Genomic DNA, 14,469 nt, shown 5'->3' on the forward strand with positions numbered 1-14,469 from the left:
AAGGGCTAGGTTGCTTATAGAATCTGCATTTTAGCTTATTTCGTCGCCCCCTCAGATCAAAATACACTATAATTTCCGGGATAATTCTTCCCATTTCCCGCTTTTCCCGACTCCCTACTCCCGATTCCCGATTCCCGACTCCCGACTCCCGATTCCCTACTCCCTGTTCCCTGTTCCCTGTTCCCTGTTCCCTGTATATAGATATAGCTCGTTAGTTAGATTTTTTAATTTCTTCACATTATATTCACAAGATGGTGATTTAATAAGTTATACCAGTTGAGTCAGTATAATACAAGACATGAAGCTCAAGGTAAACCCGCCCAACAATCACCCTTTACGGTTGAAAATGGTTGTTTTTTTGATTTATAGTGGCTTAGTCTACTTAGGGATTGCTTCGTTATATTGGTTTGTGGTATTTCCCATAAATTTTATTGAGGGGTTTCTTGAAAAATCCCAACTCAATAAGCTATTTTTTTTTGTAAATCAAGTAGAGCAAAAAGACCAAATTTTGTTTTTTATAGCTGTTGTAATAATGGCTATTGGACTAGTAATTTTGATTAAACTTTACTACTTAAACAAAGGGTTATATAACCTCTCAAAAACTGGTATAACTGTCAAGACTACTATCGGTACAGAAGACAAGCAAATAATTCAATGCTTGAATAATGCCCTGGAGTGGCTGAGTTCTGATCAGATTGCCCTACGGCTAGGTGGAATTTATGCCCTAGAACGAATTGCTAAGGTTTCTGCCCAAGACCACTGGAAAATTATGGAAATTTTATCGACATTTGTGCGATATCAGTCCCCTGGGAAGATTCATGTAGAGCAGCAAAAGCAAATAAATGAGTTATCCAGTCCTCTTCCAATTACAGAAGACCAAAAACTCCCTATTGATATTCAAGGTGCCCTAACGGTTATTGCAAGGCGCGACAGCTCAAAAGAACTCGAAGATCAGAAAATTGATTTACGTAACGCCACACTGATTGGGGCAAACTTAACAGAAGCAAACCTGCAAGAGGCATACCTTAGTGGCTCCAAACTACAAGGAGCTTGTCTTAATCAGGCTAATCTAAAAGGAGCATATGTGATCGGAGCCAATCTAGAAGGGGCAGACTTTAATCAAGCTAACCTCCAAGGAGCATACTTGATAAAAGCTAACTTGACAGACGCTTGCTTATTTGATGCTAACCTAGAAGGGGCATTTCTCAGGAGAGCTAAGCTAGAGAAGGCAATCCTCTGGAATGCTAATTTACAGCGGGCATCGTTGATTAAAGCTAACTTGCAAGAGGCAAATTTAGAGGGAGCTAATCTCCAGAGTACAGATTTAAGAGGGGCTAACCTCCAAGGAGCTAAAAATCTGACCCAAAAGCAGATTGAATTGGCACAGATAGATAGCGAAACTATTTTACCAGACTACCTGATTAGGAATTAATATTAGTATAATAAATTGGCTGTATTTTTAGGAAACAGAAGACATAAATTATATCGGGTGCATCTTATATTTATTTGTAAAAAGATCATCCCTCAAGAATTCCATTTAGATAATTTTTGATGCCATATTCCCTACTCCCTACTCCCTACTCCCTACTCCCTACTCCCTACCAGGAATCGATGATAGCCGTCGGGTAGGGTACGCGATCGCATAAACTGATGGAATCATCGATCAAATTCCACAGAAGAGAGGCTGATCCGTGGCTACGGACTACATTTTGTTTATACATGGTGTCAATACTCGCCAAGATCGAGAAACACCCGAATACGCTGACAAGCTTTTCGATCTGATTCAATCTAATGTTGAGTCATCCGTTCAACTCAAAAAGATCCCTCTGTACTGGGGTAATGTGGTGATTGAGCAGGAGAAGGAACTCCTAGGAGCATTGAAGGCATCGAAGGTGTGGAATGAGTTCTGGTTCAGAGACTTCCGTCAAAAGCAAATCTTACAATTCGTTGGAGACGGGGCTCTCTACCTCAGCAGACATGTTAGCTCTCTGGCTATTGAGCAGATGAGTAAACAAGCCTATCAGGGATTGGAGGGATACCAAGATCAGGACCGTTTGCACCTAGTCACTCACAGTTGGGGAACGATTATCCTATTTGATGTATTGTTTGCTAGTCGATGGGATGACCCAACTATACCTGGTCATGAGAGTATTCAGGGGATTCGCAAAAGCATTTTGGGCATCGAATCTGAGCTTGACAGTGCCATTCCTCTGGCTAGTGTTCATACCATGGGTTCACCGATTGCCCTATTTACTCTGATCCATATTGTTGGCAAAACCAGAGATGGCAGTACCCATGATATTAGTTCAAAACTAAAGGAATTACTGGCAATTCTGACTCAACAAGGAGTGGCGTTACCCTGGCAAAACTTTGTACATCCGGGGGATCCCATTGCTTGGCCCCTAGAAGGAGTGTTGCCAAAATTAGTAGATGAGTATGACAAAGTCATCAAACTTGAAGATGTACTGACGTACGGTTCTGGATTATTAGAAAATGTCGCTAAACCGATACAATCGACATTTTTAGCATTAATAAATGGTGGAAGTGCTCACGACAGCTACTGGACTAGTCAGAAGGTGGCTAAAAAAATTGCAGAGACGATTCACCAGACAGCTAAGGGCTCCTATATTTTGGGCCCATCGATAATGCGCTGATGGCTAAGGCTCAAGGAAAATTACGGATTACCGGTGACCGATTATCGATTACCGATTACCGATTACCGGTAAATTTCCCGTTTTAGGGATCTTGTTCATCCTCTTGATAGACTATCAAGTCCCCTGGTTGGCACTTGAGGGCTTTGCACAGGGAGTTGAGTATGTCTTCGTCAATTCTAGGTAGACGGCGATGCCGTTTTAGCCTGGAAACGGAGTTAGGATGCTTTCCAATTATCTCAGCTAGATCTTTGTTGCTGATGTTGCGCTCAGCCATTACTACTGCCAATTTCCAGTGAATCACCACTTTAGTGTTTAACCTCTTACCATACTAAACGCTCGTTACGTTTGATTGTAACCTCTCACAGCATGAATTGTTGAAAATAATACTTCTATAATTTTTTTTTAAACTCAAAGTGTTGACAAACTGGCCAAGATAGGATATACTATAAAAGTACGCAGTTACAGTGATTGGCAATTCCCTCGCCAGCACAAAGCGATCGCACATAGGTTCTACAGGCCGGGATGTGCGATCGCTGTTCCACCACCAAGAAAACAAGGTGATATATAAATGGTAAACCCACGTTCTATTCCAGAGCTAATCAAAGCTCCGATCTATGATGTCCCTCAGGGCAAAACCCCAGTCCGCCTCCTCGCCTGTGGTGTACCCAAAGGTGTTGAGAGTGTGATTAACCAATTGCACGTGCTCCGCTTTGCCGAAGTCATTGCGTGGACCCCGCCGATTCCTTCTCCTGTCGAAGGTGAGATCATCCGGATTTTGACTCGCTATATTAATTTGAGGCGATAGGTTTAGGGTAAGCTATCAGCTATCAGCGGTCAGCTGTCAGTTATTAGCGATCAGCGATTAGCTTATGGGTTAGGTCACAGGTTGGAAGTCTGTGCCACCCTAATTAAGGTGCTTTTGAATAAAATAGGCTGACGACTGACGGCTGAGTGCTGACGGCTGACGGCTGAGTGCTGACCACTGACCACTGACCGCTGAATGCTTTCGCAATATGACCAATCACAATCAATGGAATCCTGATGATTATGCTAAGAATTCTTCAGCACAGCTCACATGGGCAAAGGAACTAATTGAAAAGCTATCACTAATCGGGAACGAAACACTCCTGGATATTGGTTGTGGAGACGGAAAGATTACTGCTGAATTTGCCAGTATTCTTAACAAGGGTAGTGTTTTAGGAATTGATTCATCCAAGACCATGGTTGAGTTAGCTCGGAAGACATTTCCAGGAGTGGAGTATCCTAATTTAGACTTTAAACTTATGGATGCTACAGCAATTAACCTAAATCATGGCTTTGATGTTATCTTTTCTAATGCTGTCTTACATTGGATCAATGACCATGGGTCAGTTTTAAAAAGTGTTCGTAATCACCTTAAACCTCACGGAAAATTACTGTTTCAGATGGGAGGTAAAGGTAACGCTAGGGAATTACTACTTTTCATAGATGAAATTATCACTGCTCCAGACTGGAAAGAGTATTTTATAGACTTTAACTTTCCTTATTCATTTTATGGCATTGAAGAGTATCAAAGATGGTTACCAGAAAATGGATTTAAAGCTCAACGTGTGCAGTTAATTCCTAAGGATATGCAGCATCAAGGCAAGGAGAGATTGAAAGGGTGGTTACGAACAACCTGGTTTCCCTATACCAATAGAATTCCTCAGAAGTTGAGAGAAACATTTTTGAACACTGTTGTGGATAGGTACATCCAGCGCTATCCAATAGATAGTCAAGGGTTAACTCATGTCAAGATGGTTCGCTTGGAGGTTGAGGCTTATGCTATCTAGAGGTAAGCTATCAGTTATTAGCTATCAGCGGTCAGCTATCAGCTGTAAGTTATCAGTTATCAGTTATTATCTATCAGCTATTAGTTATTAGCTTATGGGTTAAGTCACAGGCTGGAAGCCTGTGCCACAGTGCTTTTGAAGAAAATAAGCTGAGGTTAGGTCACAGGCTGGAAGCCTGTGCCACTTTGAGGTACTTTTGAATAAAATAAGCTGACCACTGACCACTGACCACTGACTACTGACTACTGACCACTGACAGCTGACCGCTTACTGGTATTGAAAATTTTCTGCATAATCCTTGGTAGTTCGCCCGATAAGTCTATAGATACTTAGAAATCGGCGTTGCTGAATTAAGGAATGAATGCGCGATCATCTGGTTTTATTACAGCCCCCTAAATCCCCCAACTTTGGGGGACTTTGAGAGTTTTGTTCCCCCCAAAATTGGGGGGTTAGGGGGGCAAAACCATACCCATAATCAGCAACGCCTAGAAATCAGCTATTAGCACGCTGAATGCTTACCTTGTCAACCTTTAGAATCGGGTGTTAATCGATGTCACAGAAAAACAATACCGTTACTGGTGATCAGCCGAAACAAATTATTTCTCAGACTTACCGCTATCAGTCCGAATACTACCATAGCCGTCACCCATTAACCAATCGTCAAAGGTCAACCATTAACCGTCAAGGCTCAACCATTAACCGTTACCCAATCTCCGTAAACCGTGAAGAGCAAACCATTAACCGTCAGCCATTTATAGGTGATCCTAATGTGTTTTGGTTTTCTGAAATGGGCAGTGAGTGGAGTGGGACGATTAGAGAGGCGTGCTGGGAAACGATTAAGGAACCCATTGAAGAACAGGAGGATTTATCTCGGGATAAGAAAGGGGTTTCTACAATTGTATCAGTTTTGGCTTTATTGGGGATGATTGCTCTGGCTCTTATTTAAATAAAACCTAAAAATCCTAATTGTTTTCATTAAGGGAATCTCTCATCTTCTCTAGAAGAGCACTAACATCTTTATATTCCTGAGCGATGATATCATCTTCCGGAAGATTTTCGATATCATCGAAGTTATCCTCCAGTCTTTTCTTGATTTCCTCCAGCTTTTTAATTCCCTTACGAACTCCTGGCTCTCCGCTTCGAGCTAATACGTCTTGAGCATATCTACGGGTTAGTTCACTAAATAGCTCCTCAAATTCTTTTTCTCCTTGATATTTGTTTTTATTTTGCTCAAATAGCTCAAGGACTTCTTCTAATGTTTGTTTATCTCTTTCATCAGCAAACTTCCTAATCGCCGATAAACCTTTATCTTCAAGTTGTGGCCATTCCGTGCTACTTAGGGGATAAGTAATAGGTTGATTAGGCTGATTAGTTGGTTTAGGTATCAATTGATAGACGACAGCACCTAATAGCACCAAACCGAATATAACTCCAATCACCCATCTCAAACTACTTAACCTATAAGTTAAAATTAGTATCCCTGGAGATTCCAGTAATTTTAGCCATTCTGAAATTGATTGGGGTCTTCGGTTTTGGTCTAATTCCATTCCTTTGAGAATTGCTATTCTCAATTTTTTGTTGGTTCTCCTGACGAAGTTTTCGATATCTTGTTTTTGAGTGTCTCTTCTATATTTTTTTAATTCATTTTCCCGGTCTCGGTTACTAACTGGTTGGCGTCCGGTTAACAAGAAATAGAAAGTAGCGGATAAGGAATATATATCAAATGGTGGGCCTAATCTAGCACGGCGTAGTTCTTGCTCTGGTGGAGCATAATGATCATCAGTTAACAATGTTTGTGTTACCTCTAGTGTCCGATTAGGAATAAATTCCCGGGCAATACTAAAACCAATCAGGACTGCTTCGGTTCCATCTCTTACTATAATCTTACTAGGGGTGACATCTCTGTGAATCAAATTTTCATCGTGCATTGCTGCCAAGGCATCGGCAACTTGTTTAATATAGTTGATGGCTTTTTCCTCTGGAATTCCTTTCTTTGCTGGAGTTAGTCTCTCTAGAGTCTCTCCCTCGATATATTCCATCACGATGCAAGGACGGTTTATGGTCTGGTCATAGAAGTACTCGATGAATTTAACAATATGCTTATGGTTAAATTGTTTGAGTCGGTTTGCTTCATATTGAAAATCTTGTTTTATTTTGCTTTGTTCATTCTCGCTTAATTCCTCTTTTCCAATTTTTATCGCAACACTGTTTTCCTTACCATCGGGTAACTTACGAGTGGCTTTGTAAGTCGTTCCAAATGTCCCCTCTCCTAATTCTGATTGGATGGTATACTCGCCATCTTTCAGAGAATATTCTGGTTGTAACTTTGTCATTGGGTGCTTTTTATTTAATTAATTGCTTTTACTAATCTTATAGCTTGGTAGATGTAGCTAGCGCCAACTTTACTATAGCAGATTATTGGGTATAAATACACTTGTTGTCAATGCTATAATTGTTACCATTACGGGAATTTCTCATCTTCTATAGAAGAGCACTAACATCTTTATATTCCTGAGCGATGATATCATCTTCCGGAAGATTTTCGATGTCGAAGTTCTGATCTAGCCTTTGCTGAATTTCCTCCAACTTTTCAATTCCCTTACGAATTCCTGGTTCTCCACTTATAGCTAATACGTTTTGAGCATATCTACGGGTTAGTTCACTAAACAGTTCTTCAAATTCTTTTTTTCCTTGATATTTGTTTTTATTTTGCTCAAATAGATCGATGACTTTTTTTAATGTTTGTGTATCTCTTTCATCAGCAAACTTACTAATCGCCGATAAACCTTTATATTCAAGTTGTGGCCATTCCGTGCTACTTGGGGGATATTGAGTAGGTTGATTAGGCTGATTAGATGGATTACTTATCAATGGAATGACAACAGCACCTAATAGCACCAAAGCGTATATAACTCCAATCACCCATCTTAAAATATCAGTTAAATTCATTTCTTGTGCAGGCTCTAGTAATTTTAGCCAATCTGAGATTGACTGAGGTCTTCGCTTTGGATTTAATTCCATCCCTTTGAGAATTGCTCTTCTCAAAATTTTGTTAATGACGAATTTGCTGACATCTTGTTTTTGAGGCTCTTTTCTATATCTTTTCAGATCATTTTCCCTGTCTCTGCTGCTAACTGGTTGCTGTCCGGTTAACAAGAAATATAAGGTGGCAGATAAGGCATAGATATCAACTCGTGGGCCTGCTCTAAGGCGGCGTAGTTGTTGCTCGGGTGGAGCATAATATTCAGCTAGCAGGGCGACAAAGGGGATTGAAAACTAGACAGGGCAAGCTCAATGGCACGTTTGCCCTGATTGTAATGGAGAATCCAACGACGATTAATTTGCAAAAGTTCAGACAAAGTTTGTTGGCACAATTGCTGTAGGCGGAGCCAATGATGAAGATGTTGACCAATATAAAAAGAGCTATGTCTACGTTGTGAAGTTGAGGAATTTTCCGGTCGTGCTACATATTTTTGAATACCAATACTCTTAATGTTTTGACCGTGGATAATGGCACGCTTTATATGCAATAGCAACGACAATAAGTAGAATATTCACGCTGCTGAGGTTTGAGCTTAGAGCCTTCAAGATTATAGCCACCTGCTTTAAAATCTCGAAACATCTCTTCAATATCAAAACGCTTTTGGTAAGCTCGAATAGCTAGGTCTAAATCCATCAAGTTAGTTAAGATATACCAAGGTTCTTTTGTCTTAAATCCTTTGTAGTTTCTTGTCTTGATGCAGTCGCTCATGGGGGGGACCCCCAAGACCGCGCTGCATCGCTTTCCACTTAGCCGCAATATTGAAAGTTCCAAAGCCGGTTTGCGTCGCTCACCTGTCGGTCATTGATGAAAAAGTTCATCCCAGGAGTTAAACCCCAATCTCTTAGTTCCTTATATAAGCCATTTTCTACGGCAATCTTTGTATCGCATTTCTGTCTTAAACAAAAGAAGGTACCTTTTTCTGATAGCCAACTTGCCAATTTTGGTGAACAAAATTCTCTATCACAAGCGCACAACCACTATATACTCATCTATTTGCTCTGATAAAACCTCAAGACTTTTTCCTAATACTCAGATCTTGCACCTGATCAGACAAAAATCAAAACTAAGCTCATGTAACCAAGGCATAAGTGTATCTAAATGATTGAAAATAGAGAGAAGCAAAATATGCGGTAAAAGTAAAATAAGTGCTTGTTGTGCACAATAAAACCCATCTAAATTATCCGATTTACCTAAGTGTAAATAAACCCAATAAGCCAACAAATAAGAAACTAAACACAGAATCAACCAACGGTAGACTCCAAGTCTTGTCTTTTGTCCAAAGCGGTGTAGGCTAAAACGATGTTTAGCTGTCTTAAAGAAACCCTCAATCTGCCATCTACGTTTTCCCCATCGAGCAATAGTTTTACCCTTCATTGGTTTAGTTGATATCACAAAACGTTGAATCATTTTGCCATCTCGTTTTAACCATATCCATGACAAAAAAACAGGTAATTTTAAACCATTCAAATAAACTTGTTGACCACGCTTTTTAATGTCTGAGACCTTACGACCATCAGTTAAAGTTCGATTTTTCCTAATCCCAACAATAGCATGGCCGGATTTTTGACGGATATTATCAATCAATTTAATTGTACCAAAAGCCGTATCACCAAGTACATAAACTTGAAAATTTTGAGTAATTTTTTTAGGGAAATTATTTAATAACTTCTGTGCTAATTGGGATGGGGAGGGAGTACCCTTACCCCTATAAATCCTGAAACTCCAAGGAATACGCCAATTTCCCAGGACTAAATACATCACTACAATGTGTAAACCTTTCTTATGATTATAGACTCGCACTAAGTTTCCTAGATGGGTAAAATTACCTACCTTTTCTAGGGTAGTTAAATCTAGGATTACTTGTAGAGTTGGTTTTCTTCCTCTTTTTCTTTGATCAAGAATAAATTTGATTATTAAAGAACGAACGGTACGAATTAAAGAACGGGTTGACCATTGATAATTATTTAAAAAACGACTAATAGCACTTGCCGATTTGGTTTGACAATGATCCGGAACAGAATTACCTTGCCCACAAAGGATTAATCCAAAAATGGATTCTAAGGTTTCTTGTTGATAACTAGTGGGCATTAATTGTTTTAAGTTTGAGATGAATTTTTCTACTTCTGGTAAAATCTTATTCAGGGTCTTTATCCTCCATTAATCTTAGAAAAGAGTTTACCACAATTCTCATGTAATCCAAAAAACTATCAAGTCTAATTGAAGCCATAACTAAACTATTGATTATTTATAGTTTTCCGTATAATCTGGGTCATTGAGTGTCATTAAATTATGGGATACAGAGGCTTTTTCAAGGTATTTGATTAGTTGTCTCTAACTCAGGGATAGAACTGCCTCTAATCCCCTAATAACAATAACTTCAGCCGTTCCTTCTCACAGCCACTTTTTTTGGTGCAAGATCTGAGTTCTAGCTACTATTCTTCTAGCTACTATTGTCACCCCGCCAGAATTGTGATAAATAGGCACTGGTAAAGTCTTGAGAGTTTCTCAACTCCTACCCTGGCGATCAAATAGCACTCGGGGTTTAAGTAAAATCTTAAACAACAGTAAAAGCGATCGCATTTCTGATGGAGTTTCCCGTCGCTGCCATCGACCCGGACGGCAAAAGAGTATCTCTACCAAAGTGCGATGCTGTTGGAGAGTTAATGGGTCAAACATAATCCGTAGACTAGCTTCCTCACCACTGTTGTCAATTTCAGTAACTACTCCTGACAAGTGTAGCTTTTCCTCGATCATCTCTAGTTCAACTGGCAACGGTTCACTGGCAGTGTTTACGGTATCTAATCGTACATCAGCCACCTCCGTCAAGGCCACTTGAGCACCAATTTCTGAAATCTTGGTGGTCATACCCCAGACAGTGCGATTTCCGATCTCAAGCCGCACCACTCGGCGCAACTTGAACCACTGGTAAAGGTCAGGATTGGGAACATCCACTACAATCAATAAAGCAATACCTAACATGATCAGGTTATAGATACTCCAAATCCAACCTAGACTCAGACCTTGAATCATCTGAGCGTCAGTAGCTGATATCCCACTCCCCCAATACATCACAGAAGTACTCAAATTTTGCCATAGGCTAACTGCTGTCGCGATAAATAGGATAATCAAAGGCAATCCCAACTTCGAGTTAAACACAAAGCGATCGCGTTTTACTCCTTTGGGTGTTACCTTAAATCCTTTCCCAAAAGGATTGAGCATGACTTGTATCACTGTCATGCTCATAGGAACACACCAAGGCAATGAGTAAATATCCGACAACAACCCTGACCGGGAACGGAGGTTTAACCAAGAAAAAACTGTGAGCTGTATCAGATAATAAGGTAGCAAGAAATACAACAATTCACCAGGGGTTGCTTGTAAGGGAATCACCCCTAGAAAGGAATAAGCTAGGGGCATTAACAAGAATCCGAAGCGAGATAAACCGGTAAACCAATTTAGTAATCCATCTAAATGGGCTAGCCTTTGGATCGGTTTTAACCCCGGAATAGTTAGAGGGTTGGCATCAATAAAAAATGCCTGTAATGTTCCTTGAGCCCACCGCAATCGTTGAGCTACATGGGCAGCAATATTTTCTGCGGCTAAACCAGCACTAAGTTTTTCCCCTAAATAAATAACCTGGTAACCCATTGCTGCTATGCGAATACCAGTAAAGTAATCTTCAGTCAAAGAATCGGTGACAAAACCACCAGCCGCTTCTATAATATCACGTTTCACAACAAAGGAAGTTCCGGCACAAACCACACCGCCAGCACCATCCCTTATGGGCTGAAGTTGCCGATAAAATACCTCTTCTTCTGGCAGTAGCACATCTTCTAAACCTAAATTGTAGGCAATCGGGTCAGGATTATAAAAGCTTTGAGGAGTTTGGACTAATCCCACATTACTTTTTTTAAAAAAGCCTACGGTGCGAGTCAGAAAATTTTTAGTTGGGACAAAATCCGCATCGAATAATACAATCAAATCCCCTGAGGTTTTTGGAATAGCATTGTTTAAGTTTCCCGCTTTGGCATAGTAATTATCTGGACGAGTGATATAGTTACACCCCAATTCAGCAGCTAACTCTTTGACATTTTGACGTTTGGTATCATCTAGTAAATAAACCTTTTTATTGTCATAATCTATCCCTTGACAACCCATAATTGTTCGCTTTAGAATAAAACAGGGTTCATTATAAGTTGGGATTAATATATCCACAGAAGGATTAAACCTTCCTGAAATAACATCTAATGATAGCTGGGAAGCCTGAGCGCTACGGTTTTTGAAACTTAACATTAAAAATAGCTGGATAATACTGCTGGTTAGCAACAACATTTCCAAGAAAAATAATCCTAGGCTAAAGAAACCATTAAGGGGATCCACTAAATTCAGGGTAGAGAAGATTCGCCATAGCAGATATCGTCCCAATAGTGCTAGCAAAATCCCCACCACTAGATTTCTAGACCAACTGCGAGGACGGGGAGAGATTTTCGTGACCCCCAGCACAACTACCATTAAGATAATTGTTGGTAGCAATAAGTAGTGGTGCTGAGTCACCATTGGTGCTTCCAGCCACATCGGTGGGTTTCTTTGCCAGATATGCAGCTGAGCAAATAGCTGGGTAATCTGCCCCTGACCAGTCAACCAAGCTAGAGCGATCGCACTAAAACTACTAACTAGAATCAGCATCACGACCGTTGCGGCTCGTAACCTAAAAACTGGTTTGTTAGAAGAACACCTAGAGTTTGAGTAGCTCACTTTGGGAACTGTCATGTCTAAAAACAGGTATAGCGCTGTGGGCAGGGAATAAGTAATAGCAAATTAAAAAGCGTGCTAGTATTCTAAAGCTTGTTAGTATAAAGGTTATAGCAATTATTTGCCCCTTGAATTGGGCAACACCATTACACCAATTGCTGTCTCATAACTTGTTAGTTTAAACTCAACCAAACTACTAAGATAGTATGGGAATAATCTAGATGATATTGATAAGAGATTAATCTAACCTGAGGCAAATATTAAAATTCACTTAACTTGCCGATTGCGGGATATTTTAATGAATAAAATATTTTCTGAGCTAGAGTTGAGAAGTATCCACTAAATTTTTTAACCAAAACTCAGGCTAATGCCACCGAAGACTAGACATAATAGCAAATAGAGTAATGTTTCCACGAGATAGATAATCTGATGAAACTTCACTATTTAGCCATCTTTGGTGCTACTGCCTTTTTAAGCGTAGGTTGTGTAGCAGGAGTACCTGGGAATCAGAGTACTGTTCAGGCAAAACCCTCTACCTCTACCTCTACGACAACCAAGATTGATGTGTCCAGTGCTCCAGCTGCTAAACCAACTGCAACACTGGCACAGGCAACAAGTAGATCAGGAAATTTTGTAACAGCAGCCCATTCTACTCAAGGCATGGTAAGTTTAGTCACAGACAATGGAGAACGTTACCTAAAGTTTGACGAAACCTTTAAAACCGATAACGGACCTGATTTAATGGTGCTGTTGCACCGCCAAACTGTCCCCAAATCCTACAGTAAGGAAAATTATCAAAGTCTTGGTCGTCTTCAGCAGGTCAGTGGCACTCAACGGTACCGTATACCTGCTGATGTTAATCCAGAAGACTTTAGCTCTGTAGTCATTTGGTGCCGTAAATTCAACGTCACCTTTGGCTACGCCACCCTTAGTAATTAGTGCTACTAATTACTAACTAATAATTAAGGCAAGTTGCTAAGGACTAACGACTAAACAGCCTATAGTATAGGCTGACAAAAAATTCCTTGACTGGAAACGCTAAATAGGTTATGGGATTAATCGTCACAATGATGTTACGCACATCACGAGTGGCTAGATTAAGGATTTGCTGGGCTACCCAATCCCCTGACATGACCCCAAATGGATTGAGATTACTTTTAAATGGTCCGAGGATTACTTTACGTACTACACAAGGAGCATCTAGACGACGGAGGGTAACTAGGTCTCCTAGGGTACGTTTGCTCAGTTCATACAAAGGACTAAACGCTGGATTAACTTCCGCTTCCGAAGTATTAACCCAAACTTCTTTGCGAGCAATATCTTGGTTCGTCCGAACCGTGGATAAAAACATCTCTAGCAACCGCCAACTTGATAATGTGTTGACCTCGTAGGATTTTGCGATCGCATCGGCTGTCCGTTCTTGATGAACATTAATGCCGTGATTGAGAATTAGAATATCCACATTTTCAAAATGTGGGGCTAGTTCAGACTCTTTACTCACTTGCCAAGTCAAGGTTTTTACTGGCAAGCTTTCACCATTGACACTTAAACTAACAGTTTGTTCTTTAGAGGTCAGAGCAATCACTTTTGCTCCCCGTTGCTGGAGATGGTACAACAGTGACTGTCCCAGAGTTCCCGATGCTCCCGTCACTGCAATAGTTTTTCCTTGGAGCGATAGTGCTGTCCCCATCAGTTTGTCTACTAAAGTCAATGTGCCGCCATAGTAAGCCTTTTGGTTATCAAAGTGATGTCGCCAATGGTAGCTGCGATTTACCATCCAAGGGGAAGGAGGATATAGGAATGGACCCGGAAGGTGGGTCATATCAGTCAACTTATCGGCTCCCTTGATGCCATAGCCACGAGCGATCGCACCAAATAGAAATACCATACTGTACACAGAACCAGCCAAAGCTGCCCAATGCATATTTGGTGTCCAGCTATAAGCCAACCACCATAGCACCAAGCCTAATATTAGCATGACCAAGGCTTCTGGTACATCATTACGCCAGTGCGCCTGTCGATAAATGGTATCACTGACAGCAGTTAAATCCTGACGGAAGACCCGATGATGCCACACATGCAAGCGATACAGGGGTGTCCAGTGATGGGACAGGAGGTGATAGAAGTCTCGCACCAGTTCTACCCAAAGAATAGAACCCAGTCCCAAAACCCCTATACCTAGCCAGAAATCTACCATGAACATGATTAT

Annotated in this window: 14 protein-coding genes; 6 read left to right on the forward strand and 8 right to left on the reverse strand. The window is 40.6% G+C overall.

Translation table 11 applies throughout. From position 1 onward, the window contains the following. Nucleotides 1–346 precede the first annotated feature (346 nt). A complete protein-coding gene (locus BJP37_RS15650) occupies nt 347–1,432 on the forward strand; it encodes a pentapeptide repeat-containing protein (RefSeq protein ID WP_075900110.1) in 1,086 nt (361 codons plus the stop codon). A 259-nt stretch (nt 1,433–1,691) separates the two neighbouring features. Continuing rightward, nucleotides 1,692–2,654, forward strand: a complete 963-nt coding sequence (locus BJP37_RS15655; RefSeq protein WP_075900112.1) for a hypothetical protein — start codon at nt 1,692–1,694, stop codon at nt 2,652–2,654. Nucleotides 2,655–2,736: 82 nt separating this feature from the next. Here the strand turns inward: BJP37_RS15655 and BJP37_RS15660 are convergent, their stop codons facing one another. After that, nucleotides 2,737–2,955, reverse strand: coding sequence for a helix-turn-helix domain-containing protein (locus BJP37_RS15660; RefSeq protein ID WP_143727636.1), 219 nt, complete (start codon nt 2,953–2,955; stop codon nt 2,737–2,739). A 267-nt stretch (nt 2,956–3,222) separates the two neighbouring features. On the opposite strand from BJP37_RS15660, the gene BJP37_RS15665 reads away from it, so the two are divergent. From BJP37_RS15665 to BJP37_RS15675, 3 genes are all read left to right on the forward strand, one after another. After that, the gene (locus BJP37_RS15665; RefSeq protein WP_075900114.1) at nt 3,223–3,459 is read left to right on the forward strand and encodes a hypothetical protein; all 237 of its coding nucleotides are present in this window, start codon (nt 3,223–3,225) and stop codon (nt 3,457–3,459) included. A gap of 208 nt (nt 3,460–3,667) precedes the next feature. Then, complete coding sequence (locus BJP37_RS15670) at nt 3,668–4,465, forward strand: class I SAM-dependent methyltransferase (RefSeq protein ID WP_075900116.1); 798 nt, start codon at nt 3,668–3,670, stop codon at nt 4,463–4,465. A gap of 550 nt (nt 4,466–5,015) precedes the next feature. Beyond that, nucleotides 5,016–5,411 (forward strand): hypothetical protein, encoded by a 396-nt coding sequence (locus tag BJP37_RS15675; protein ID WP_075900118.1) that lies wholly within the window; start codon nt 5,016–5,018, stop codon nt 5,409–5,411. A 16-nt stretch (nt 5,412–5,427) separates the two neighbouring features. On the opposite strand, the gene BJP37_RS15680 is transcribed toward BJP37_RS15675, so the two are convergent. From BJP37_RS15680 to BJP37_RS15705, 6 genes are all read right to left on the reverse strand, one after another. Next, on the reverse strand, nt 5,428–6,798 hold the full coding sequence (locus tag BJP37_RS15680; protein ID WP_075900120.1) for a serine/threonine-protein kinase: 1,371 nt from the start codon (nt 6,796–6,798) through the stop codon (nt 5,428–5,430). Nucleotides 6,799–6,946: 148 nt separating this feature from the next. Next, the gene (locus BJP37_RS15685) at nt 6,947–7,621 is read right to left on the reverse strand and encodes a hypothetical protein (RefSeq protein WP_075900122.1); all 675 of its coding nucleotides are present in this window, start codon (nt 7,619–7,621) and stop codon (nt 6,947–6,949) included. Between the two features lie 92 nt (nt 7,622–7,713). Then, a complete protein-coding gene (locus BJP37_RS36640; RefSeq protein WP_198954062.1) occupies nt 7,714–7,995 on the reverse strand; it encodes a helix-turn-helix domain-containing protein in 282 nt (93 codons plus the stop codon). Beyond that, nucleotides 7,986–8,216, reverse strand: a complete 231-nt coding sequence (locus BJP37_RS36645; RefSeq protein ID WP_143727637.1) for a hypothetical protein — start codon at nt 8,214–8,216, stop codon at nt 7,986–7,988. Before BJP37_RS36645 ends, BJP37_RS36640 begins: the two co-directional genes overlap by 10 nt. Nucleotides 8,217–8,537: 321 nt before the next feature. Next, complete coding sequence (locus tag BJP37_RS15700; protein ID WP_081431203.1) at nt 8,538–9,596, reverse strand: transposase; 1,059 nt, start codon at nt 9,594–9,596, stop codon at nt 8,538–8,540. Nucleotides 9,597–10,013: 417 nt separating this feature from the next. Further along, on the reverse strand, nt 10,014–12,194 hold the full coding sequence (locus BJP37_RS15705; RefSeq protein WP_229415325.1) for a glycosyltransferase: 2,181 nt from the start codon (nt 12,192–12,194) through the stop codon (nt 10,014–10,016). A 495-nt stretch (nt 12,195–12,689) separates the two neighbouring features. Here BJP37_RS15705 and BJP37_RS15710 point away from each other — a divergent pair, with 495 nt between their 5' ends. Then, nucleotides 12,690–13,199, forward strand: a complete 510-nt coding sequence (locus BJP37_RS15710) for a DM13 domain-containing protein (protein ID WP_075900126.1) — start codon at nt 12,690–12,692, stop codon at nt 13,197–13,199. Between the two features lie 43 nt (nt 13,200–13,242). Here BJP37_RS15710 and BJP37_RS15715 read toward each other — a convergent pair whose 3' ends face one another. Then, nucleotides 13,243–14,457: a bifunctional sterol desaturase/short chain dehydrogenase gene (locus BJP37_RS15715; RefSeq protein ID WP_075906133.1), complete on the reverse strand. Its 1,215-nt coding sequence runs from the start codon at nt 14,455–14,457 to the stop codon at nt 13,243–13,245. Nucleotides 14,458–14,469 lie beyond the last annotated feature (12 nt).

Origin of the sequence: Moorena bouillonii PNG (genome assembly GCF_001942495.1) — a bacterium.
GTDB classification, from domain to species: domain Bacteria; phylum Cyanobacteriota; class Cyanobacteriia; order Cyanobacteriales; family Coleofasciculaceae; genus Moorena; species Moorena bouillonii.

Excerpts from the sequence above, each read along its gene's own strand:
- BJP37_RS15675 (WP_075900118.1), top strand. The coding sequence starts at position 5,016 with ATGTCACAGAAAAACAATACCGTTACTGGTGATCAGCCGAAACAAATT.
- BJP37_RS15715 (WP_075906133.1), bottom strand. The coding sequence starts at position 14,457 with ATGGTAGATTTCTGGCTAGGTATAGGGGTTTTGGGACTGGGTTCTATT.
- BJP37_RS36645 (WP_143727637.1), bottom strand. The coding sequence starts at position 8,216 with ATGAGCGACTGCATCAAGACAAGAAACTACAAAGGATTTAAGACAAAA.
- BJP37_RS15680 (WP_075900120.1), bottom strand. The coding sequence starts at position 6,798 with ATGACAAAGTTACAACCAGAATATTCTCTGAAAGATGGCGAGTATACC.
- BJP37_RS15705 (WP_229415325.1), bottom strand. The coding sequence starts at position 12,194 with ATGCTGATTCTAGTTAGTAGTTTTAGTGCGATCGCTCTAGCTTGGTTG.
- BJP37_RS15700 (WP_081431203.1), bottom strand. The coding sequence starts at position 9,596 with ATGCCCACTAGTTATCAACAAGAAACCTTAGAATCCATTTTTGGATTA.
- BJP37_RS15710 (WP_075900126.1), top strand. The coding sequence starts at position 12,690 with ATGAAACTTCACTATTTAGCCATCTTTGGTGCTACTGCCTTTTTAAGC.
- BJP37_RS15650 (WP_075900110.1), top strand. The coding sequence starts at position 347 with ATGGTTGTTTTTTTGATTTATAGTGGCTTAGTCTACTTAGGGATTGCT.
- BJP37_RS15670 (WP_075900116.1), top strand. The coding sequence starts at position 3,668 with ATGACCAATCACAATCAATGGAATCCTGATGATTATGCTAAGAATTCT.
- BJP37_RS15665 (WP_075900114.1), top strand. The coding sequence starts at position 3,223 with ATGGTAAACCCACGTTCTATTCCAGAGCTAATCAAAGCTCCGATCTAT.